Annotated in this window: 15 protein-coding genes and 1 riboswitch; all 15 genes read right to left on the bottom strand. The window is 53.6% G+C overall.

The features are described 5' to 3' along the window. Positions 1-8: 8 nt before the first annotated feature. The 15 genes from DEP07_RS14720 to DEP07_RS14790 all read right to left on the bottom strand — a co-directional run bounded on the left by DEP07_RS14720 (position 9) and on the right by DEP07_RS14790 (position 20,242). The gene (locus DEP07_RS14720; protein WP_287102656.1) at positions 9-797 is read right to left on the bottom strand and encodes an enoyl-CoA hydratase-related protein; all 789 of its coding nucleotides are present in this window, start codon (positions 795-797) and stop codon (positions 9-11) included. A gap of 30 nt (positions 798-827) precedes the next feature. After that, positions 828-2,519 (bottom strand): acyl-CoA dehydrogenase family protein, encoded by a 1,692-nt coding sequence (locus DEP07_RS14725; RefSeq protein WP_287102657.1) that lies wholly within the window; start codon positions 2,517-2,519, stop codon positions 828-830. Positions 2,520-2,648: 129 nt separating this feature from the next. Further along, positions 2,649-3,533 carry a methylisocitrate lyase gene (prpB, locus tag DEP07_RS14730; protein WP_409362254.1) on the bottom strand — a complete coding sequence of 295 codons (885 nt, stop codon included), beginning with the start codon at positions 3,531-3,533 and terminating at the stop codon, positions 2,649-2,651. Between the two features lie 37 nt (positions 3,534-3,570). Next, complete coding sequence (locus DEP07_RS14735) at positions 3,571-5,001, bottom strand: bifunctional 2-methylcitrate dehydratase/aconitate hydratase (protein WP_412679198.1); 1,431 nt, start codon at positions 4,999-5,001, stop codon at positions 3,571-3,573. Positions 5,002-5,040: 39 nt separating this feature from the next. Continuing rightward, entirely contained in the window at positions 5,041-6,150 is a 1,110-nt protein-coding gene (gene mmgD, locus DEP07_RS14740) for a citrate synthase (RefSeq protein WP_122962339.1), read from the bottom strand. Next, positions 6,140-6,385 (bottom strand): hypothetical protein, encoded by a 246-nt coding sequence (locus tag DEP07_RS14745; protein ID WP_122962338.1) that lies wholly within the window; start codon positions 6,383-6,385, stop codon positions 6,140-6,142. Before DEP07_RS14745 ends, mmgD begins: the two co-directional genes overlap by 11 nt. A 153-nt stretch (positions 6,386-6,538) precedes the next feature. Next, a riboswitch (cobalamin riboswitch) is annotated at positions 6,539-6,737 on the bottom strand. Between the two features lie 124 nt (positions 6,738-6,861). After that, positions 6,862-9,537: a YhgE/Pip domain-containing protein gene (locus tag DEP07_RS14750; RefSeq protein WP_287102659.1), complete on the bottom strand. Its 2,676-nt coding sequence runs from the start codon at positions 9,535-9,537 to the stop codon at positions 6,862-6,864. Positions 9,538-9,779: 242 nt separating this feature from the next. Continuing rightward, a complete protein-coding gene (locus tag DEP07_RS14755) occupies positions 9,780-10,745 on the bottom strand; it encodes a FecCD family ABC transporter permease (RefSeq protein ID WP_279635052.1) in 966 nt (321 codons plus the stop codon). Positions 10,746-10,792: 47 nt separating this feature from the next. Continuing rightward, positions 10,793-11,797, bottom strand: coding sequence for a FecCD family ABC transporter permease (locus DEP07_RS14760; protein WP_217022025.1), 1,005 nt, complete (start codon positions 11,795-11,797; stop codon positions 10,793-10,795). A gap of 153 nt (positions 11,798-11,950) precedes the next feature. After that, positions 11,951-12,919 carry an ABC transporter substrate-binding protein gene (locus DEP07_RS14765; protein WP_287102660.1) on the bottom strand — a complete coding sequence of 323 codons (969 nt, stop codon included), beginning with the start codon at positions 12,917-12,919 and terminating at the stop codon, positions 11,951-11,953. Between the two features lie 235 nt (positions 12,920-13,154). Further along, positions 13,155-13,580, bottom strand: coding sequence for a hypothetical protein (locus DEP07_RS14770; protein ID WP_122962334.1), 426 nt, complete (start codon positions 13,578-13,580; stop codon positions 13,155-13,157). A 198-nt stretch (positions 13,581-13,778) separates the two neighbouring features. Next, on the bottom strand, positions 13,779-14,933 hold the full coding sequence (locus DEP07_RS14775) for an NHL domain-containing protein (RefSeq protein ID WP_287102661.1): 1,155 nt from the start codon (positions 14,931-14,933) through the stop codon (positions 13,779-13,781). A gap of 39 nt (positions 14,934-14,972) precedes the next feature. Then, positions 14,973-18,032 (bottom strand): Ig-like domain-containing protein, encoded by a 3,060-nt coding sequence (locus DEP07_RS14780; protein WP_287102662.1) that lies wholly within the window; start codon positions 18,030-18,032, stop codon positions 14,973-14,975. 27 nt (positions 18,033-18,059) lie between these two features. Continuing rightward, positions 18,060-19,838 carry a CHASE2 domain-containing protein gene (locus tag DEP07_RS14785; RefSeq protein ID WP_287102663.1) on the bottom strand — a complete coding sequence of 593 codons (1,779 nt, stop codon included), beginning with the start codon at positions 19,836-19,838 and terminating at the stop codon, positions 18,060-18,062. A 41-nt stretch (positions 19,839-19,879) separates the two neighbouring features. Further along, positions 19,880-20,242, bottom strand: a complete 363-nt coding sequence (locus DEP07_RS14790) for a DUF3307 domain-containing protein (RefSeq protein WP_173598946.1) — start codon at positions 20,240-20,242, stop codon at positions 19,880-19,882. Positions 20,243-20,264: the final 22 nt, after the last annotated feature.

Consider the following 20,264-nt stretch of genomic DNA (forward strand, 5'->3'; position numbering starts at 1 on the left):
TCCTCCTGTCAGGAATGAGTAAACTGCGGCTGCCGCTTCTCGATAAAAGCTTGGATGCCTTCTTTGGCATCTGCGGTCGCGAACAGCTCGGCGAATTTCTCCCGCTCTTTCTCCAAACCTTCCGCCAAGCTGCCTTGACCGCTATGCGTAATGCACGCAAGCGCTCGCGTCACACTTGTCATGCTCTTCCCTTCGATGAGCGACTGGGCGACGATCGTCGCTGTAGGCAGCAGCTCTTCCAAAGGCACGACAGCCTGCACCAGGTTGAGGCTGGCCGCTTCCTCCGCCGTCAGCTGTTTGCTGCTCAAAATGAGCTGCGTCGCGAGCGCCGTGCCGACCGCTTTGCTGAGCCGCTGTGTTCCGCCAAAAGCCGGAATCAAGCCCAGCTTCAACTCAGGCAAGCCTACAATCGCATTTTGTGCAGCGATCCGGTAGTGGCAGCCAAGCGCCAATTCCAGCCCGCCGCCCAGTGCAGGGCCATTGATTGCGGCAATGACAGGCTTTTGCATGTTTTCGACTTCATTGCACAGAGCTTGCCCGGCCGCGGCCAGAGCAAGCGCTTTTGCCGGATCGCCGAATGCCGAAACAAATTCCTTGATATCCGCCCCTGCTACAAAAAAGCGGCCCGCTCCCGTCAAGATGATGGCCTTCGTCTCTTCATCCTGGTCCAGCTCCCGAAAAAGGGCGCGCAGCTCATGAATGCACGCCGACGATAGCGTATTTGCTGGCGCGTGATCGATCTCCACCGTTGTGACTCCGGCGTCCTTTTTGACCTTGGCAAATGCGTACATATTCATCTTTCCTCCCTTCGTTCTGCACACTTCCCGCTACACAAAATAACGCGCGCGATTCGTGATCTCTTTGGCAATCGCCCGTTTTTTTACAAACAGATTTTCGTAGAGGGGCACTGGAAGATTGCGAATTTGCTGGAGGATTTCCGCCCGCTTCTGCGCATCCGTCTCCGCGCCGGATACAAGCGATATCGCCGCTTCCTCTACCCGCCGATACCCTTCCTCGCACAATACATCTGCGACGGCTTGCTTGATCGCTTCTTTACCCGGACCGTTCGTACGGATGGCCTTTTGCGTACGGAGCAGTGCCGATTCCATGACGTACAAGTCCTTCACGATGTCAGCCAAGAGGCGCAAATACTCTTGCTCCTGGTCAACCTGTAGCGCGGAATGCCCAATCGTGTACAAAGACTGCTGACACAAACGTCTGGCAAACGCGACAAACCGCTCGTTTCGCCCGGCTTCACCGCCAGCGATCACCGGAGAGAGTGGAAGTGATTCGGGGTTGCCTGCATATTTTTTCATTAAAATTTTGCCAATCGTCAATCGGTTGATTTCGTTGGTTCCCTCAAAAATTCGGCTGATTCTGGCATCGCGATACAGACGTTCTACCTCGTATTCCTGCATGTAGCCATACCCGCCATGTATTTGCACAGCCTCGTCCACGGCTTGATCCTGCACTTCGGAGCCGTACACTTTATTGATCGCGCACTCCATGGCAAAATCGGCAAGCTTTTTGAGCATGTCTTCGCTGTCGCTTACGGCTTGCAAAGCGTCATCCAGCGCCCCGGCTGTCCGGTAGGCTGCGCTTTCGGCTCCGTAGATGGACACCGCCATATTGGCGATTTTCTCCTGGATCATCGTGAAGTCGACGAGCGATTTTTGAAATTGCTTGCGGACTTTTCCGTACGTGACCGCCAGTTGTAGCGCTTGTTTGGCCGAGCCGATGTTGGAAAACGCCAGCTTTAGCCGCGCCATGTTCAAAATGTTCAGCGCGACCCGATGGCCTTGCCCCGGTTTGCCGAGGACATTTGCCTGCGGAACATGCACATCCTCCAACAGCAACGTAGCCGTGGACGAGCCTTTGATCCCCATTTTTTTCTCTTCCGGCCCGACAGACACTCCCGGATACGTCCGTTCCACGATAAACGCCGTCATGCCTTCGCTCGTATTGGCAAAAACAACGTACACATTCGCCAACTGCGCGTTTGTAATCCACTGTTTTTCCCCGTTCAAAATCCAGCCAGTTCCATCCTCGTTCAACACCGCGCTCGTTCTCGCGTGCAGCGCGTCAGATCCGGCATTGGACTCTGTCAATGCGTACGCGCCGATCCATTCTCCCGCGGCGAGCTTGGGCAAGTAGCTTTGCTTCTGCTCCTCCGTGCCAAAATAGACGTACGGCAAAGTTCCCACACCTGCATGAATGTTGAAGGACACGCTGAACGACCCGGCAAACCCCATCTTTTCCGCGACCAGTCCCGCGACTTTTTTGTTCAGGGAAAGCCCGCCGTATTGCTCGGGCACCTCGATCCCGAGCAGGCCAAGCTCGCCTGCCTTGCCAAACAACTTACTCCCTGCGGCATAATCGTGTTGCTCGATCGCCGTCATTTTCGGGGCCACATCTTGTTTGACAAACAACTCGGTCGTTTTGGCGATAAGCTGATCTTCCTCGGTAAAATCTTCGGGCGTAAACCCATCCTGATACCAGCGCAGCTCGGCTGTTTCCATCCTGCCCCCTCCTTTCACCTGCAAACAAACGAGAAAAACGGCGATGATCCGATTCACAGCAAGCAGTCATTTTGCTCAAGAATGCGTATCATCGCCTCTTATGGTGTGCCGTCAACGATGTGCCTGGCGCTATTGTTCGTCTGTGAGAACCGTCTTGGCTATCCGGTTGTCCAGCTCCTCATATCGGTAGTACGAGATCGCCTCGTACAGCTCGCTGCGGGTCTGCATGTCGGACAGCGCTGCTTTTTGCGTCCCGTGCGTCTTGATCATTGAGAAAATGCGTTCATACGCTTTCGCGGCTGCCCGAAGCGACGTCACGGGATAGATGACCATTTGGTAGCCCATCTCGGCAAACTGCTGCGCCGAATAGTACGGCGTTTTTCCAAATTCGGTCATGTTGGCGAGCAAAGGCACCTTGATTTTTTCCGCGAACAAACGGAACTCCCCCTCCGATTCCAGCGCTTCCGGAAAAATGGCATCCGCTCCCGCTTCCACATACGCCGCTGCTCGTGCAATCGCTGCCTCCAGTCCCTCCACAGAACGCGCATCTGTCCGTGCCACAATCAGTAAAGTAGGGGCAACTTCTTTCATGACGCTGATTTTTTGCGCCATTTCTTCGGTTGTGACCAACTGCTTCCCGTTCAAGTGACCGCACTTTTTCGGAAGCTGCTGATCCTCGATCTGCACCGCCGCGACGTGAGCTTCGACCATTTCCCGCGCGGTGCGGGCCGCGTTCAGCACGCCGCCAAATCCCGTATCGATATCGACCAGCACAGGCAAGTTGGTGGCTCGTACGAGGTCTTTCGCGCGTTCAGCCGTTTCGGATGAAGTGACGATGCCCAAATCCGGCAAGCCCCTGCTCGCGGTATAGGCAGCCCCTGACAAGTACAGAGCCGAAAAGCCCGCCTGTTTGGCGACGATAGCAGCCATTGCGTCGTGCGCTCCGGGTATTTGCAAAATGTCAGGCGCCGACATGAGCGAGCGCAGTCGTTCGGCCAGCTCCTTTTGCGTCATAGGTTGATCCACGATCCACGCCAAGCCAAACGCCTCCTTATCCGATCAAAAACAGATTCATAAACTCGTTCACGCGCATCTGCCCCAATTGCTCGTGGTCAAAGCAGACTTGCTCGATTTTGCGCTGCTGCCCGGCTGGGAAATGGGTACGCAATGTATCCGAAAACTTTTCCTCGATCTTCGGAATCGCTTCCTGACGGCGGAAACGGTGTCCGAGCGGATATTCGCACTCGACGTTCTCCGTCTTCGTTCCATCCTTGAAGTGAATCTGTAGCGCATTTGCGATTGAGCGCTTGTTCGGATCGAGGTAATCGTACGTGTACTGCTTGTTCTCGATCACCTTCATTTTCGCGCGCAGACTGTCTATTCTCGAGTCGCTGGCGGTTTCGTCTTCGTAATGCTCCGCTGTAATCGTTCCTTTGAGCAGAGCAATGGCGGTAATGTATTGCAGGCAGTGGTCACGGTCAGCCGGATTGTGCAGCGGGCCGACCTTGTCGATAATCCGGATAGCCGATTCATGAGTCGTAATCGTGATGGAATCAATCTCTTCCAGTCGGTCGATGACTTGCGGGTGCAGCGTTACGGCGCACTCTGCTGCGGTTTGGGCGTGGAACTCTGCCGGATACGATACTTTGAACAGCACGTGCTCCATCACGTAGGAGTCGAGCGGTCGAGCGAGCTTCAGTTCTTTTTTGTTGAACAAAACGTCCTGGAATCCCCAGCCTGGCGCAGACAGTGCGGACGGGTAGCCCATTTCTCCTTTTAGCGCCATCAGTGCCAGATGCACGCCCCGGCTGGTCGCGTCTCCCGCAGCCCATGACTTGCGCGATCCCGTATTCGGCGCGTGGCGATAAGTGCGCAGGCTGGAATTGTCGATCCATGCGTTGGACAAGGCGTTAATGATCTCTTCCCGGCCCCCGCCCAGCAGCTTCGTCACGACCGCAGTCGTGGCGATTTTGACGAACAGGACGTGATCAAGCCCCACGCGGTTCAAGCTGTTTTCCAGCGCGAGCACTCCCTGAATCTCGTGCGCCTTCACCATCATTTCCAAAACATCGCGCACGACGAGCGGTTCTTTTCCTTCTGCCAGGCGCACACGGCTCACATAGTCGGCTACAGCCAAAATGCCTCCCAGGTTGTCGGACGGATGTCCCCACTCGGCTGCCAGCCACGTATCGTTGTAGTCGAGCCAGCGAATCATGCATCCGATGTTGAACGCTCCGCGCACAGGATCAAGCACATACGCTGTGCCGGGAACACGGCTGCCGTTCGGAACGACTGTGCCCGGGACGATAGGCCCCAAAAGCTTCGTGCACTCGGGATAGGACAAGGCCAAAATGCCGCATCCGAGCGTGTCCAACAGTACGTAGCGCGCGGTCTGGAACGCCTCCTCGCTCGTAATCTCCTTCGTCAGCACATAGTCTGCGATCTCCTCCAGCAACTGGTCTGTTTTGGTGCGATCATTCATTTTCAACAAGCGACTCATTCCTTTCTGCTTGGATTGGATTTAGGCGTGGCGTTGGCCGATGTAGTTGACCCGTGGACGGAAAAGGCGGTTGTGGCTATGCTGCTCGATGACGTGTGCGCACAGCCCCACTGTTCTTGCGCTGAAAAAGATCGGTGTGTACAGCGGAATCGGAATCCCCAGCATCCAGTAAACCGGAGCGGCATAGTAGTCGAGATTCGGGTAAATGCCCTTCTCGCGCTCCATGATTTTTTCGCCTGCCTCGCACATCTGGTACAGCAAGTCGTCGCCTTTTGCATCACACAATTGCTTCAGGGCGTCCTTCATCATCAGTGCGCGCGGGTCGATCTTTTTCATGTACACGCGGTGCCCGAAGCCCATGATCCGCGCCTTGTTGGCCAGCTTGGACTCCAGCAAAGCTTCAAACTCCTTGACCGAGCCTGCCTCAAGCAGCATGTGCATCACCGCTTCGTTCGCGCCGCCGTGCAAGTTCCCTTTCAAGGAAGCGACCGCCCCGGTCAACGCCCCGTACAAATCCGACATCGTCGAGGCAATGACGCGTGCCGTAAACGTCGAATTAGGCATCTCATGCTCGCTGTACAAAACAAGCGAACGGTCGAAGATGGCTTCTTCAAAGTCGGACGGGATTTTGCCCGTGATCATGTACAGGAAATTCGCACTGTACGACAGCTCCGGCAGCGGCGCGATCAGCGCTTCCTTTTGAATCACGCGGTAGCTGTTGGCGACGATGTTCGGCACTTTGCCCAGCAGCTTGTAAGCCCGCTCCTTGTTGGCTTGCGCCGTGCAGTTGTCCAGTTGGCTGTCGTATCCGGCAAGCGCAGAAAGCCCGGTGCGCAAGCCGTCCATCGGATGCGTTTTTTCCGGCAGCAGCTTGAGCATGTCGAATACTTGGTTCGGTATGTCGTACTCGGCTTTCAGCTTTTCTTCCACTTCGCGCTTTTGCTGTTCGTTCGGCAACGATTCTTCCAGCAAAAGATGGACGATATCCAAGTAACGATGCGCTTTGGACAGCTCGATCAAATCGTACCCTTTGATGACGATTTCCCCTTGCTTCGTATCCAAAAAGGAAATGCTCGTTTCCGCAGCGACTACACCTTCCAGACCTGGAAAAAACTTTTCTTCAGCTCCCATTCTCTTCATCCTCCGCCCCGATTAAGTTGACCTTTAGACGTTGATAAGCCTTGTCGAGATTGTGCAAAAGCTTTTCTTGATCTGCCTGATTTTCTGCTCGCCTGATGACCTCTGCTTTTAATTTCGCGTAATGCGCTTTGATCGCGCTCGGGTTCTCTATCGTCAAGTTGTTCATAATGCACGCCTGAAAATCGTTGGTGAAATACTCCACCGTTCCAAACAAAAAATCACTCATCCGTCACGTACCCTCCTGAAAATCCGCACAAAAAAACAACTTCCGCAGAAGTTGTTAAGAGGCGAATGAATACCGAAATAAGCATGCTGATTGTGAAAATCAAAAACACGCCTATCCATCTCGCACTTAACACCCCCTATCCTCGTAGGTATTGATGTTGCGCTCAAACAGGCAGGTCTCCTGGCTTATGATCATCGCTTTTCGAACCTTCCCATTTTCGGCTGGCGAAAACAGTGGTATCTTCGAATCGCTCCCAATTACAGTTGCGGGACAGCGTCGGATTCGAACCGAACTTCCCTTTTAAGCAGATAAAAGTGTTGAATTTATCTGCACCTGTTTGTACACGTATGAAGTTTGCTCTCAATATATCAGTTATTTTGAAAATTAACAATTCTTTTCTTTGCTAAATATTGGATATTTCAGCCATAGAAAAAGCCAGCCCATCTACTGACAGGCTGGCATCATGGCCGAGCGGATTACCCGATGATCTTCGTTTTCTTCGCATTTTCCATCGATTTTTGAATCAGCCCGCTCAGCGGTCGTTTCAAGGCCAGCGCAATAAACAGACTGATGCCGATGAAGCCGCACAGCATGAGAATATCCCGAATCGCCGTCTCCCAGAGGACGCCCCCGACCCCTTCACGCAACAAACTGATCGCGTAGGTGAACGGCATAAACGGATTGAGTGCCTGGAAAAAAGGCGCCGTCATGCTGATCGGGAACGTGCCCCCGGAGCTGGAAAACTGGAAGACCATGAAAATGATCGCGATACCCTTGCCGACATTGCCGAATACCGACAACAGCGTATACGTGATCGTCACGAACACCATACTGACGAGCATCGCGAAAAGGACAAACGGAACTTTGTCCGCCACATACGCTTCCAAAATGTAAAAGTCACCGAGCGTAATACACAGTGCCTGGAACAGCCCGATTGTCACGAATGTGCCCAGACGGCCAAGGTACAGCTGGTACGGCTTGTAGCGTCCGTCCGGGTTCTCCGGGTCTGGTTTGAGCAAAGAAATCAGCAAGGTCGCTCCTACCCATAGCGACAATACTCCGTAAAAAGGCGACATTGCCGAACCGTAGTTGGGAATCGGATATTTGCGGTTTTCCTTGATCTGCACCGGACTTGCCAAAAACTCGCTCTCTCGCTTGATATCCCCGCGCAGCAGCTTGGCGAGATCGGCAAAGTGATTGTTCGCCTCGACCTCTCTCAGCTTGTCCGCCGCTTGCGCAATCGCACTCTCCAGCTTGGGCAGATCATCGCGCACCAGCTCGGCTACCCTGTGGACGCCGTTCTCCACCTCCGGCAGCTTGTTACGGACAAAGTCAGCCAGCTTGGTCAGCTCCGCCTCGGCTTGCGGCAAATCGTTTTGGATGAAGCCAGCCGCCTGGTCGAGCTTTTGCTTGATTTCTGGCAAATGCTGCTTGAGGAACGGCGCTGCCGTGTGGATCGCTTTGGCAAACGCTTCGGACTTGCTTTGCAACGTTTGCGCCAGTTCATGGACCCGCGCCTGAATCTGCGGCAGCTCCTGCTCGATTCGTTTCAGTTCGGCCAGCCCCAGCTCCAGTCCGGCTTTTGTCTCTTTCAAAATCGCCTCGATATCCGGCAGCCTGTCTTTTGCTTTTTGCAGCAGTTCGGCGGAATCGCCCACGACTGTTTTCAGCTTTTCGATGCCCTCCGCGATTTTCGGAACGATTTCGCTATCGTAGCGCGCCAGGATGTCTCCCAGCTCCGCACTCGTGTTTTTCGCCAACTGATTCAGACTCTCGATCAAGTCTCTTGCGGGCTTTTTCCCGTCTGCCAACGCTTTCGCTATCGTATCGAGAATCTCGATTTGCCGATGCATTTTCTCTTCCAGCTTATGGAGCCGCTCGGAAAAAGGCGTCAGCGGCTGCCCCGGAATGTAGCGGTTCAGCTTGTCGACCAGCGCAGAGGTGTGTTCGACGATACGCGCAGCTTTGCCTAGCTTGTCAGACACAGCCTGCACTTCGGCAGCTGTAGGCAACCGTTCGGGATTGATTTGCAGCAGCCTGTCTGTCAGTTGCACAAGCGCATCGGACGCCTGCTGAGCCAAAATGAGATTTTGCTTGATGAGCGGAGCGATTGTTTCAAAAGCGCCGTCATGCGCCGTGAAAAATTGATTGAGCCGATCGGCAAAATCGACTCCCTTGTCAGCCAATTCTCCGATGCGCGGCAAGGCGTTTTGCGCCGCCGAAACTATCTCAATTGCCTGACTGGCCTTTTGCGTGGCCGTAGTCACCGCATTGGTCACTTTGCCGAAGTTTTGGTCCAGCTCGACGATGCGCCCGACCGCCTGATCGATCATCGGCAGCTTTTCTTCCATCGCGATGACGGCGGAAGCAGCGTCGTTGATGCGCGGCCAGTTTTGCTGAATCTTCAAAAGAGCATCGGCCGCCTGGTTAATCTCGGGGATGCGCTTCTCCACTTCCGGGATGATTTGCGCTTTTTCATGAATGTCCGGCAGCTTTTTTTCGATCTCCAACACTTTCTGACCTGCCGCATGAATCTCCGGGAGCTTGCTTTCCAGTTCGAAAATGCCGCTCTCGATCTTGCGAATGGTCGGCAACTGCTCCTCCAGCTTCACGCCAATCTCCGTCAGCTTGGTCAAAAGCGCTTCGCTGACCGCTTCCGTGAAGCTCTCGTTGATCTGCTTGGCAATCGCCGATACACCCGAAGAGGTGATTTTCGGAGCTACGGCATTCACTTTTTCGTTGACGGTATAAATGACTTCGGGCCTGTCCAGCCGACCATTGACGATTCCGGTAATCTTTTCGGAAAAGTCGGCGGGAATCAGGATGCTGGCGTAATAATCGCCGCGATCCACGCCGCGTTCGGCTTCTTCCTTCGTCACGAACGTCCAGCCCAGCTTTTCATTGTGCTGCAAGCTTTTTAGCAGCTCTTCCCCGATATTGATCTCTTTGTCCATCACTGTCGCGCCCTTGTCTTCGCTCGTCACCGCAACCTTTACCCCTTGGGTATTGGCGTACGGGTCCCAGACTGACTTGATGTTCACCCAGTCGTACAGGCAAGGAAGCAGGATGATCGCGATGATCAGGAAAATCCCCGTCGGTACTTTGAAAATATTGATCCAGTCCGTCTTGTAAATCTGCCATATAGAGCGCATGTGTGTACCACCTGATTAATTAGGAATGAAGGGCGTCAAACACTTACATGACAGTCTACCATAAAAGGAAATTAGCGGGAAGGAAGCTGCCAATAGTAGCATTGGCCCCTGTCCGTCATTTTATGATTTTGCGGGCTGTGCCTTTTGGCGATCAGGCAGCGGCGCATAGAGCGAAAAAACCGCCTGTTTTGCTAGTTTCGCAAGACAGACGGCTCCTCTTGGGTTATTTTTGCCTGCATGTGCTATGTTCGCTTCTTTTCCACCCGCACCAGGTACAAAAAGTAGGGCACACCGATCAGCGCTGTCAAAATTCCCGCGGGAATCTCGACTGGCGGATTCACTCCCCGCCCGATCGCGTCTGCGATGAGCAAAATCAGCGCCCCGATGATCGCCGCTCCCGGCAACAACATCCGGTGCTGGTTGCCAAACAGCTTGCGCGCTATTTGCGGAGCGAGCAGCCCGATAAAACCGATGGAGCCAATCGCAGCGACGCAAGCGCCTGCCAATGCGACTGCGAGCAGCAACAATCCGTAGCGGGACTGGCTGACCCTAAGGCCAAGCCCCGTAGAGCTGTGCTCGTCCAGGCTGATAATATCCAGTTGCCGATGCAAGGCGAAAGCGGCAGGAATCAGGACACAAAGCCAGGGCAGCAAGCCGTATATTTCATCCCAGCCTTTTCCCCACAAGCTTCCCGCCAGCCATACGAGCGAATCGTTGGCTTGCATCGGGTATTTCACCAGAACAAATTCCGTCAATGCCTGGCAGACCGCCCCTACCCCCAGACCGACGAGCGCAAATGTACTCGGCTGCGCCCCGCTCTTTCTGGCAAACGCGATCAGGGCAAGCGCAACGGCCAACGCGCCCAGAAAGGCAAACAGCGGAAGCACGAGCGGAGATGCATGGGGGAAAAATAAAATAATCGCTACGGCGAACAAGCCCGCTCCTTTTGTCACCCCGATCACATCCGGGGAAGCAAGCGGATTGCGAATCATCCCTTGCAAAATCACTCCGGAAATCGCGAAGCCCGCTCCCGCCAAAATCGCCAGGATCGCCCTTGGCAAGCGGTAGTTTTCCACGATGAACGACAGCGAGGACGACTCTCCGGTCCAAATCGCCACAATCAGGCCGGGAGCAACGTAAACAGAACCGACACTCATGCCGAGAAACGCCGCCACAATCGTCACCGCTGCCAGGGCAAACAGAGCGATGGCTTTACGCGAACTCCGTTTGCTGCTCGCTGCTGTTGTATCCACCTTCACACCAGCTCCCTCCCTTTTTTTCGCGCCAAGTAAAGAAAAAAGGGCGTGCCGAGCAAAGCAGTCACAATCCCGACCGGCGACTCAAACGGGAACGAAATCAGGCGGGCGACAACGTCCGAGTACGTCACCAAAACAGCCCCGCCCCAGGCAGAGGCAAAAATGACCGCGCGATAATCTGTGCCGACCAGCTTTCTGGCAATGTGCGGGATCATCAGCCCGATAAACCCGACAGCCCCCGCGACAGCTACTGACGCTCCGCCCAGTATTACAATAGCTGCACAAGCCAAGAGCCGCACGACCACTATTTTTTGCCCCAAGCCCATCGCTACTTCCTCGCCCAGCCGAAAGACCGACAATGACCCGGCCAAGCCCGCTGCAAGCGCCAGCCCAAGCACAGACCAGGGCAAAATCATTCGGACATCCGCCCAAGTCGCTCCGCTGATCGAGCCGGACAGCCAAAACATGACGTCGGAAATGTGCTCATTGTAAATGATCAATCCTTTTGTAATGGAGGTCAGCAGCAGATGTACCGCCATCCCAACCAGCGCAATCTTCAAGTTGGTCATTCCTCTGGAAGAGGCAAACCCCAGCACAGTGAAGCCCCCGAGGATCGCTCCGGCAAAAGCGAAGTAAATCAAGTTTGCCGAACCGATGCTAGGCAAAAAAAGGATCGCCAGGACGACGACAAGCGACGCTCCGGCATTGACGCCAAAAACTTGCGGCGAAGCGAGCGGATTGCGGGTAATGGCTTGCATCAACGCTCCAGCTACGGCGAGATTCGCTCCGATCAATGCTCCCAGAACGGCTCGCGGCAGGCGAATCGTTTGAAAAATGAGCAGCTCCTTGGACGGTTCCGCCAAGCTCCACTGCTTGAGAACGGTCTGAAGCGGAATCGCGGCTACACCCGTAAACAGGCTGAGCCATAATCCGATAGCGAGCAGCACTGTCAGGCAAATACACGTCTGAACGAGGGAACGTTTATTCGTTCGTCTCATGGTCATCAAGCTAGTAAGCACCTCCTGCGCACGCGATCCATGGAAGGCTTGGCAGCGCCATTGCGAAGCTCTGGCAGCCTCATGCGTTCTCATCAGAACCAAACAGAAAAAGACCAGATCGCAATCCGGCCCCTTTCCTTTCCATGTGTCATGCTTCCTTTACTTCTTCTTGCTGTACAAAATCTCGCTGGCCTCTGTGACGATTTTTTCCGCCGATTTCAAGCCGCGGTAACGCGTCCACAGATCGCGGTTCACTTGGTACACTTCTTTGTTTTTCACGGCGGTGATGTTGTTCCACAGCGGGTTTTGCTTCCATTCCGAGAGCAGCGCATCGTCAGCTTCCACGAGGAAAATGACGTCCGGGTCCCACTGCACCATTTGCTCCAGGCTGATTTTCACGGTCGGTTCTGCTGCATCCTGAATGGCGTTTTTGATCCCGACCATTTCCAGCAATTCACCGTCAAACGATTTGGCTCCGTGTGCCGAAAGCGAGTCTGCACGGAACACGCCGAGCATCACGGTGCGGGAATCTCCGGCAGGAATGTTCTTTTTCAGCTCGTCGATGACAGCCTTATGCTTGACCAGGCGCTGCTCGGCTTCTTTTTGCTTGTTCAGCGCTTCCCCGATTGCAGTGAATGAGCTCAAGTTTTCCTGGTAAGTCGAATTGCGGCTTTTCAGGATGATTGTCGGAGCAATTTTTTGCAGCTCCTTGTAAATGTCCTTGTGGCGGTTCAAATCGCCGATGATCAAGTCAGGCTTCAACGTACTGATGACTTCAAGATTCGGCTGTTGACGCGTGCCGACAGACGTGTATTCGATCTTTTGTCCGAGCAGTCCCTCTACGTCGGTTTCTTTTTCGTGAGCAATGCCCACAGGGGTTACACCAAGCTCCCACAACGCATCGACAAAAGAAAACTCCAGTGCCACGACACGTTTCGGCTCTCCGGTGATCTCGGTTTCGCCAAGCTCATGCTTGATTGTCCGTTTTTGTGCAGCTTGTGCGCTGTCCTGGCTGGCAGCCTGATTTTTTGTCCCGCTGCTGCCGCATCCGGTCAGGACGACCGCGCATGCCAGGGCAAGACTCCAAGCGAGATGCCCCCACTGTCTGAATCTGCTTTTTTTGCTCATTTCTTTGTTTACCCCCTCTTGATGATAATGAGAATTATTATTGATGAAGGACGGGTTTATTGTAACAACCGCTATTTTCAAAATAAATATTGTGCTGATTAACGCTTTTAAGTTCATTGCGATAATTAACGTCATTTTGTTTACGGCAAAGCTGCGCCCACAGACTAGGGCATGCTTGTCTGCAAACAGCAAAAAGCTTGTCTTTTTCAAGACAAGCTTTCACGGCACTTCTTTGTTAAAATTCGTTCAGCTTCCATTTGGTCGCGTAGTAGTTGATCTGCTCTTGCAACCAGGCCGCCGCTTCATTTTCCTCCAGGTACATGGCTCCCGGGCAGCCGTATATGCTGCTGGTCATTTTCGCTGCTGACTCGGCGTACTTTTGCCATTCCGCTTCGTTCGAGGCAATCGTCGCCAGACCGACGCAATACGTGCTCATTTTCGGCTTGTTTGCTTTTAGCCACTTTGCCATGGTGTTCCTGAACTCGCGGTCTGCCTCCTGATTGCGTTCCTCGCCCGCTTCCGCAGGCTTGACCATCATCAACCCGAAAGGCTTTTGCGCTGCCAAAATGCCATCCAGCTCTTGCGTGAATTGGTGAACGTCTACGGTCGTAGCAGCGACAGCTTTGTAAATCGGCTGCCCGTCCATTTGTTTGATTTCCATTTTCCTCTCCCTTTCTCAGCTCATTTTGTTTTGCAGTCATTTGTACAGGTGAGTGACGGTAGCAGGGGGTTACTTTTGATAGTAATAATCAAGCTTGCCCTCCTCTACCTGTGCAGGGAGTTCTTTCGCCTGTAGACGTAGATTTTTTGAAAAAGAAAAACGACCTCTATGAATCAGAGGTCGTTGCAAGCGTTACGTCTATTTGCTCTGCGGCGGAAGGCTCACCTGCGAAATGGTCTGGGCGGACGAATCTGTTACCCAGATGCTCCCTTGCCCTGTTGCTGCCACATCGACTGGCTGATCAAACGAGGAAGCCAGCGTAGTGACCTTGCCATTATGCAGGTAGCGAATCGCATGGTTGCGGCTATCGGCGATTACCAGTCCACCCTCGGCCGTTACTGAGATGCCTTTTGGGAACTGGAATTGGGCGGAACTTGCTGCGCCATCTGCCTGACCTCCCTCTGCGTACAGGCTGTCTTGCGGATAAGTCAGCGTGGCAGCCCCCGCTACGGTAGCTACCGTCCCGTTTTTCAGATCGATATAGCGAATCCGTTGGTTGCCCGTGTCGCTCACGTACAGATTGCCTTGTCCATCGATGGCGATTCCGGTTGGCTCATTGAACTTGGCTTCTTTCAGCTTTCCGTCGCGAAAATCACCCGCTCGTTCCACATATCCGGGAGCAAGTTGCACAATCCGCTCTGACAGACTGTTCAAGGTCGTCACTTTGCCATCCGCGGTAATTTTGCGAATCGCATGGTTTAACGTATCTGCCACGTAAATCGTTCCGTCAGCAGCGACAGCGAGATCGCCAGGGGAGTAGAAACGCGCTGCTTTTCCTGTCCCATCCTGGTGTCCTTGCACGCCATCCCCGGCAAGCGTCGTGACCGTCCCCTGCGTGGTGATTTTGCGGATGACATGGTTGCCCGTATCTGCGATGTACAGGTTTCCTTGTGCATCTGCTGCCATGCCTTGAGGCTGTTGAAACATCGATTGATTCAGTGGGCCATCGAGCCACATTCCTTCCGGCAAGCCTTTTGCATCGCGGGATACCGTCAGCCCGGCGTAATCGGATACGAGTCCGGCAGCCAGCTTGCGAATGCTGTGGTTTGCGGAGTCCGCGATATAGGCGGCGCCGTCGGGCAAGACGACAATCCCCGACGGTTCGCGAAACGATGCGGACAGGGCGGCACCGTTTTCATCGCCCGTTTGTCCTGAGCCAGCCACGATCTTTTTGTCTGCCACGGGGGCAGGTTCTGTTGTCGCCGCAAATGCCGGGACAGCACCTGCCCATACAGCCAGAGCAAACACGCCCAACACAGCTGCCTTCGATATGCTTCGCTTTTTACGTATCAATGCGAAAGTCCCTCCTTGTCCGCTGTTCGATGATCTCTGCTAGAAAAGCTGGCTGAACAGCGGCCTGTTTTGAATGAGCTGAACGAGCGGGCTTGGCCCTGGCTCGACAGGTGGCGGCGGCGGTGGAATCGGACCTGGGCCCGGCTCTTCCACGGTGACATCTGCATATCCCCTGCCCACCACCTGATCGAACTCATCAAATGCCCTTACTTTTACTTCATAGCTCCCTGCTGACACATTGGCGAAGGTGTATTCCTGACTATTGCTAACTTCCTCGCACGTATCTTCCAGGCAAACCGAATACTTAACCGTGTCGCTCACCTCATTCCAGGTGACTCTGACCGATGATCCGGTGGCTGTTGCTCCTACGTTCATATATTCCGGTTCGGCTACTACTCTGAAAAAGTCTCTTCCTTTGGCAATAATCTGGTTGCGCGCATTGTAAGCGGTCACGTCCACCGTATACTTTTGCCGATACGAGAAGTCCTTGAACTCATACTCCAGCTGACCTGGGCCTGCGGGCTGCAAAAGCGTCTCGCACGCATTGTCCGTCAGGCAAATTTCATATCTTTCTGCATCTTGCACCTGATCCCATCTGATATAAACCCATCCGTCCTGGCCGATATCAATATCGATGGTGCCAACTTCCGGCTCAGGTTGTGGTCTGGGCTGCTCGGGCACGTAGCCGAGCAAAAACGAATTGCTCTGCGCCGCATAGCTGCCAGACTCGTCGTAAAACTTCACGACATAACGATTTTGCAGCATCGTCGAAGTATCGCTTGCCAGCGTCAACAGAACGGTGTGATCTGAAATTTGCGTTCCACTTGCGACTGCCAACGTTTGCGAGCCGTTCACTGCCGGGATGTCAAAACGGTAGAATCGGCCATTTTGCAAAGTAACGCCAGCTTCCGAGCCGCTTTGAATCGGTTCAGAAAAAGTAAGCTCGACATGCTGACTGTCTTTTACGCTCGCTGACACCGTGGTATAGGCATATCTCGCCACCTCGCTGTCCCGCATGTTGTCAGCGGTGGCATAAGCCTCTACCGCTCCTGTGGTCAGATGAATGGTCGAACCCGGCTCGTAGCGCTCATAGCGACCGCCATTTTTATAGTAGATGGTTGCACCCGGCGTATCTGTCTGTAGTGTAATATCAGGATTTCCGTCCACCAATCCCGCCTCTGGCGAAGCAAGCACTGGCGCTGCCTGTGGAGCATGGAACACGCCGTACGTGGAGAAATGCTCCACACTGGCAATGACCCGGCCATCAACTACACTGGTTCCGTGCACGTATTCCCAACGGTCATCTGAGCGCTTGTAAAAGACGCCGACGTCCGCCCCGCTCTCTCGTGCCTTCAACGGATAAGACAATGTGACAGGCTGCTTCACTTCAATCGCTTCAAAGGCAAAGCTGAGGACAAGACCAGCCTGTTCCAACGCACTTTCCTGCTTCACTTCTCGAATCGTTACCGTTGCCTGTTCCGGCAGTGGATTGGCTCCCATATCCAGCTCGAAGCCTTTGTCGAACAACATGGTTCCACTGTGCAGCTTGACTGGTTTCCCAAACGGCGCATAGATGTGGAGAAGGAGACGGACGTCGTTTTTGTAATCGCTCACTTTCCCGATAAAAGAGAAGCTTCCCGTCTTGTCGGTATGGATTGTCGTTTGCTCCCACGTCACAGAAACTTTGTTTTTTGTGCCATCTTCCATTTGAGCCAGGACTGTACCGGGCAAATGATAGCTGACTCCTGCGCGAATCGTTTCTTCCAGATCAGCGATGCGCACGATTTTTCCCGGGTCCTTGTCCTTGCCGCCAGAACCGCCGGAACCTCCTGAGCCTCCCGAACCTCCCGAACCGGAGCCACTTGAGCCAGAACCGCCTCCGCCTCCGGAAGTTCCTGTACCTGATCCTGTCGGAACCGTCGGTATGCTATTTTTCAGCTTGTCCAGTTCCTGCTGACGCGCTGCTTCCCTCAGCTTTTCAAGGCGCTCCTGCTCTTCCTGGATTTTCTGCAAAATGTTTTCTCTAGCAGCATTGCGCTGCTTTTGTTCTTCCAGCGCTTTTCGTTGCCGTTCCCGCTCCAATTCCAGCAGCTTGTTTCGTGCTTCTTGCTGCTGCAGTTCGCTCCACTCGACCGGAGGAACGTTCCCGCTCAGTTCAATTTTCCGCTGCAAATCCTTGTTGACCTGATTGATCAGATCGCGGATATCGCTCTCTGACACCTTGTTGTTTGCCAGAGCTTCTTTGACCAAGTTATTCAGCCAGACGTTCATGTTATTTGCGTATTCTTCCAAATCCCTTTGTTCATTCAGCGGAAGGCCCGGAAGCTCTCCTGTTGCTGCTTTGTCAGTCAAATGCCGCTTCATTTGCTCGATCCACTCATCGTTTTCCTGATCCATCATCGCCTTGTTGCGAATCATCGCTTCCAGCAGCGCAGGCGACATCGTATTGAGCAGATCCTCCGGTCGAATAAAAGCGACCTGGGAAGCTGGCGGCTGTTGCTTGCCTCCATCGAACATGGACAGCTGCATCAACGGGTACACCATGACCTGCTTGCTGTCCGTACGATTTTCTGCCTGGACTTTCCCTGCTGCCACAAAAACACTGCTTTTCCCTGTCAGCGGGTCGACACTCACCTGCAACTGTGTCCCTCTCACTCCCATGATCGCAGTCGGCGTCTGGATGGAAAATTCATCGGATTGCTTCGTCAGCGATTTTACTTTGATGTACGCTGAACCAGATGTCACCTGGACGCTCGTTTGCTTGCCATTTGCCGCCTCTTGCAGCTTCGCCAGCGAGATGATCGTATTTTCGTTGACGGTAATCTCATCATCGCGATCCACAATGGAGAGCACTACACTTGATTTGGGGCCTGTCGATATTTGATCCCCTTTGTTCAGGCTCATGCTTTTGAACGCTTTGTACTCTTTCGTGCCGCCTGCCTTTTTCACCATCACAGTCCCTGTCACTTGCTCGACCTTGGCTACCCGGGCCGTCTCTGCCTCTGTCCCTGCAGCCATTCCCAGCAGGAGGAAACAGAGCATGCCAAGGACCGTCAACACTTTTGCCAGCCCGACAGGTTGTTTGATCGGCTGATCCATCACTTGTCACTCACCTCTCACGTTTTGTTAGCGGGGCGCAGCAAGGAAGTCTACGACCTCGTACAGCCGTATAGCCTCGCTTTTGCCCTTCATCTGTTTTTCACCCACATCGCGATAGTGGAAAAAATCTTTCGTCCGCCTGTACGTCTCCTCCGACACGAGAATCTGGTTGGCGGAAGCATTGGACTCGATGCGCGCGGCCGTGTTCACCGCATCTCCAATGGCTGTGTAGTCCACCCGCAAGTAAGAGCCGATGTTTCCGACTACCACATTACCCGTGTTGATGCCGATGCCGATGCTGACCTCGACGCCGTATTTTTGCAAAATATGTGCCTGCACACTTTTCATCCCATTCTGAATCTCGTGAGCAGTTTTCACAGCGCAATACTCATGATCGGCGACATCCAAAGGGGCATTGAACAACACCATTGCCGCATCCCCGATGAACTTGTCGATCGTGCCCTTGTTCGCCAGCACCTGATTGGTAATCATGTCAAACATCATATTGAGAAAATCGACGATCTCCTCCGGCTTCAGCTTTTCAGACAACGGGGTAAATCCGCGTATATCCAAAAACAAAATCGTCAGTTCCTTGTTGACGCCGCCAAGGGGCAGCTCCGCATCGCTTTTGGCGATCTCTTTCACCAGCTCTGGCGACAGATAACGCCCGAATTGCTTGGTAATAAACTGCTTTTGCTTCATTTCGAAAAAAGTTTTCACCGCGAGATTCACCACGTACACAAGCCACAGCGCCACGAGCGGGTAAATCACGTCGAAGTGGTGCAAAGTCGAGGAATAGAGCAGCCACTGACCGCCTAGCAGCGCCACCGTACCGAGAAAATGCAGCGCGATGCTCGTTACTGTTTTCGTCCGCCACGTTACCCAGACCGAGCAGACCATGATGACGAGCATCAGCAACAGCACGTACCACTGATCGGTTATCGTGATTTTTTCGTGACGCAGCAGTTGATCGATAATGTTGGCGTGCGCGTATACGAGGTACATATGGTTGTCGACAGGAGTAGGATGGGCGTCCGTTCCTGCTGCCGCAAAGCCGATCAGGACGATCCGATCCTGAAAAGTTTCCGGCGGCACCTCACCGTTTACTACCATGTAAAACGGGATGCTCATGAAATCTTTTGTCGTGCTGTTGTACTTGATCGGGATTTCCGCCTGGGGATTGTCGGTTAAAAAGTTTTGGACGTTGGCCCCGGCCATCTCCGCCATTTTGTACGCCATCGACGGGATCGGCCCTTCCGGCGTATCCAGCATCAGCCACGTGCGCCGAATAGCTCCGTCCTCGTCAAGCAACGCGTTGATATGCGCGGTTTGGGAAGCGGCGGCAATCTCGGGTATCGGCTTGTACAGAGCCTGCCCCTTCACCAGCTCGTCCTTTTTCACCTTGGTTTCTTTGCGGAAAAAGTTCTCCATCTCGGCATAGGAAGGAATAATGACATTGTTATGCTTGGCAAGCTCGGCAGCAAAAGCCTGGTCGACAGCAGGATCTTCGCTCTTCGTCGTGAACGTGATGTCAAAGCCGATCGCCTTGGCGCCTGCGATCTGCTCCAGCAGCGGTATGTAAATATCGCGCGGCCAGGGAAACGTGCCGATCAAATCAAGCGACTCCTGATCGATCTCGATCACGATAATATCTTCGTTCGGCTGGTGGGTCATCGTCGTCTGCTGATTGTAGTCGTACAAGGCCCGGCCCAGCACCTGCAATGACCCGGTAAACAGCAAAGCCAGACAAAGCAGGAACGTCAGGACGTTGCCCGCAAGCAAGTAATTCCGGATTTTTTTATTCATCGCTCTTTCGTCTCCTTACTCCATCGTCGCTGCACTCAGACTCAGACAGAAATGCTTACCGCTGCTGCGAGAATGATCAGGTGGAAAATTTGGTCGACCATAATCATCAGCCATTTGCTCTTCTCGTCTGTCACACCCATTACGCGACGATACCAAAAACCGACGAACCCTCTGCGGTCCAAAATGACGTGGGACACAAAAATCAGGCCAATCGCCCACCAGGAAAGTCCTCCCGGCAAAAACAAAAACGCTACAATGCCCACGACCAGCGTATACACAAAGCAATGAGCCAAAAGCGGTCTCCACTGCTGCGCCTTGTACTTGGCCATCCACTCTGTTTGCAGCAAATAGTCGCCGATCAAATGGGCGAGAAACAATACGTCAAACTGGCTAAATGCACTCACTTTCCCTTCGTCTCCTTTATCA

It is taken from the genome of Brevibacillus sp. (assembly GCF_003521185.1).
Classification (GTDB): Bacteria; Bacillota; Bacilli; order Brevibacillales; family Brevibacillaceae; genus Brevibacillus; species Brevibacillus parabrevis.

Coding starts and splice junctions, on each gene's coding strand:
- DEP07_RS14720 (WP_287102656.1), bottom strand. CDS start 797: ATGAATATGTACGCATTTGCCAAGGTCAAAAAGGACGCCGGAGTCACA.
- DEP07_RS14725 (WP_287102657.1), bottom strand. CDS start 2,519: ATGGAAACAGCCGAGCTGCGCTGGTATCAGGATGGGTTTACGCCCGAA.
- prpB (WP_409362254.1), bottom strand. CDS start 3,533: ATGACGCAAAAGGAGCTGGCCGAACGACTGCGCTCGCTCATGTCGGCG.
- DEP07_RS14735 (WP_412679198.1), bottom strand. CDS start 5,001: ATGAATGATCGCACCAAAACAGACCAGTTGCTGGAGGAGATCGCAGAC.
- mmgD (WP_122962339.1), bottom strand. CDS start 6,150: ATGGGAGCTGAAGAAAAGTTTTTTCCAGGTCTGGAAGGTGTAGTCGCT.
- DEP07_RS14745 (WP_122962338.1), bottom strand. CDS start 6,385: ATGAGTGATTTTTTGTTTGGAACGGTGGAGTATTTCACCAACGATTTT.
- DEP07_RS14750 (WP_287102659.1), bottom strand. CDS start 9,537: ATGCGCTCTATATGGCAGATTTACAAGACGGACTGGATCAATATTTTC.
- DEP07_RS14760 (WP_217022025.1), bottom strand. CDS start 11,797: ATGACCATGAGACGAACGAATAAACGTTCCCTCGTTCAGACGTGTATT.
- DEP07_RS14765 (WP_287102660.1), bottom strand. CDS start 12,919: ATGAGCAAAAAAAGCAGATTCAGACAGTGGGGGCATCTCGCTTGGAGT.
- DEP07_RS14770 (WP_122962334.1), bottom strand. CDS start 13,580: ATGGAAATCAAACAAATGGACGGGCAGCCGATTTACAAAGCTGTCGCT.
- DEP07_RS14780 (WP_287102662.1), bottom strand. CDS start 18,032: ATGGATCAGCCGATCAAACAACCTGTCGGGCTGGCAAAAGTGTTGACG.
- DEP07_RS14785 (WP_287102663.1), bottom strand. CDS start 19,838: ATGAATAAAAAAATCCGGAATTACTTGCTTGCGGGCAACGTCCTGACG.